Origin of the sequence: Halomonas kalidii, from assembly GCF_030010475.1 — a bacterium.
Taxonomy (GTDB): domain Bacteria; phylum Pseudomonadota; class Gammaproteobacteria; order Pseudomonadales; family Halomonadaceae; genus Halomonas; species Halomonas heilongjiangensis.
On the sequence record NZ_JASCQN010000012.1, the window covers coordinates 1 to 2,378 of the forward strand.

Here is a 2,378-nt window from a genome sequence, read left to right on the forward strand (position 1 = left end):
CTGATCACGAAGGCCCCGCCGGCGTTCCACGGGATCAGCGGCGAGATGAGCGTTCCGCCTTCCTCGATGGCGCGGGACAGGTTGAGGGTCGAATAGCCCATGCCGCGGTAGGTGGGGGCGTACATGCGGCCGGGCAGGGCGATGGAGAGGTAGGGGTCGCCGGCGACCAGGTTGGTGGACACCGAGGTCAGCACCGCCGCGGTCTGCACTCCCTTGAAGCTACGCACCTTGGTCATGATCGCGCGGATGATCGCCTCCAGGCAGCCGGTCTTCTCCAGCGCACCGCCGAAGCCCAGCGCGATGAGCACCAGCGAGATGGTCCACATCATCGACTGGATGCCGCCGCGGTTGAGCAGGCTGTCGATGGCGGCGACGCCGGTATCGATCGAATAGCCGCTGTTGGCATAGGTCAGCACATCGTGCACGCCGACCCCCTGCACGAGCATGGCGGTGACCGCCCCGGCCAGGGCGCCGGCGAACAGCGACGGGATGGGCGGCATGCGCTTGACCGCGAGCGCGATCACCAGCACCGCCGGCAGCAGCAGCCAGGCCGAGATGGTGAAGTTCGCCTGCAGCGCGGCGGTGATGGCATCGATCCGCTCGAAGGAGGCGCCATCGTCGTCGATCAGGGTGAAGCCCGCCACCAGGTAGATGACGAAGGCGATCAGCATCGCCGGGATCGTCGTCGGCATCATGTTCTTGATATGCGAGAAGACGTCCGTGCCGGTGACCGCCGGGGCGAGGTTCGTGGTATCCGACAGCGGCGAGATCTTGTCGCCGAAGAAGGCGCCCGACACCACCGCGCCGGCGGTCCAGTACATCGGGATGTCGAAGCCCGCGCCGATGCCCATCAGCGCCAGGCCGACCGTGCCGACCGTGCCCCAGGAGGTGCCCAGCGCCAGCGAGACGACCGAGCAGAGCAGCATGGCCGCCGCCAGGAAGATGGCCGGCGAGAGCAGCGTCAGGCCGTAGTAGATCAGGGTCGGCACGGTGCCGCTGGCGATCCACACGCCGATGATCATGCCGACGCAGATCAGCACCGAGACGGAGGGCAGGGACACGTGGATGACGTGAAAGATGCCCTCTTCGATCTGTTTCCACCGGAAACCGAGTTTGACGCCGACCAATCCCGTGATCCCCATGCCGATGGCCAGGGGGATGTGGGGCGTGAAGTCGCCGAAATAGAACAGTTGCACCGCCAGTACCAGCAACGTCAGGACGACGGGAGTGAGCGCCAGCATCAGGCCTGGCCGTTGATAGTCGATTGGACTTTTTGGACTTGTCATGTCAGTTACCTTCGGTTTGATGTGCGTTGTTCTTGCTTTGCTTTATCAAGCGTTACGCAACTTTCCGATTGTTATCGATCGACTCTCGATCGGTAGAAGCTATAACAGTGATGGGTTGATAAGTGGCTATCGGACATTCGTATCCCCCCTTGGCCGCCAGATGTCGCAAGACCCGACCGGAAGGCTGCAAGGACACCGTGATCCAGGTGTCGAGGGCAGTCGGATCGCTATATCTGGCTACTTTGTGCTTTCATTCAGCCTTCAGGGCTCATTGTTGGCCATTTCGGCTAGGAATTGGCTCTAAATAACGCTAGATTGGTTTACCTTTGTCCTTGATATCAGTTAATGGTAGGTAATATGGCTAAGAAGATGGAGCGCCTGGACCGCATAGATCGCCGCATTCTGCACCAACTTCAGGAACATGGGCGCCTCCCCATCGTGGAGTTGGCAAACCGGGTGAACCTCACCAAGACGCCCTGTGCACAGCGCGTACGCCGACTCGAGCAGGCCGGTATCATCCGCGGCTATCGTGCCGACCTGGACCCCAAGCAACTCGGCGCGGGCCATGTGCTGGTGGTGCTGGTGACCATGGAGAAGACGAGCGAGGACGCCCTGGACCGATTCAACGAGGCGGTGCGCCTCATTCCGGAAGTGCAGGGCTGCTATATGGTGGCGGGGAACTTCGATTACCTGCTCAAGGTGAGAACCCACGATATTTCGCACTATCGTGCCGTGCTCGTCCAGCAGATCGGCCGGCTGCCGAATGTTCACCAGACACACTCCTTCGTGGTGATGGAGCTCGTGAAAGACGAAGTGACGGTGCCGGTTCCCATCGATCACGTCAGCTGGCCGGAGTAGTTCACGACTACCCGGTGGGCGCCTGGCCCGGGCGGTGACGCGGTCTCGAGGAAGGGGGGGCGATGACCGCGTTCGGGCTCGGCACCCGAAGGGGGCGGCCTCGCCCGGGGCTGGGGCCCCGGGCGAGGCGGTTCAGTGGTAGCGCGGTCCGGCGCCGTCGCGCGAGGCCCGCTGGGGGAGTCGGGTGAAGCGGACCGGCGGACTGTACTCCTCGCCTTCGGGGGCCCGCTCCGG

2 protein-coding genes are annotated in these 2,378 nt (G+C 63.2%); one reads left to right on the forward strand and one right to left on the reverse strand.

Annotated elements, in window-relative coordinates; all coding sequences use genetic code 11:
• A partial coding sequence (gene nhaC / locus QLQ85_RS02335) for a Na+/H+ antiporter NhaC (RefSeq protein ID WP_282737514.1) occupies positions 1-1,286 on the reverse strand: 1,286 nt, incomplete at its 3' end.
• 357 nt (positions 1,287-1,643) lie between these two features.
• On the opposite strand from nhaC, the gene QLQ85_RS02340 reads away from it, so the two are divergent.
• Positions 1,644-2,144: an Lrp/AsnC family transcriptional regulator gene (locus QLQ85_RS02340; protein ID WP_282722917.1), complete on the forward strand. Its 501-nt coding sequence runs from the start codon at positions 1,644-1,646 to the stop codon at positions 2,142-2,144.
• Positions 2,145-2,378: the final 234 nt, after the last annotated feature.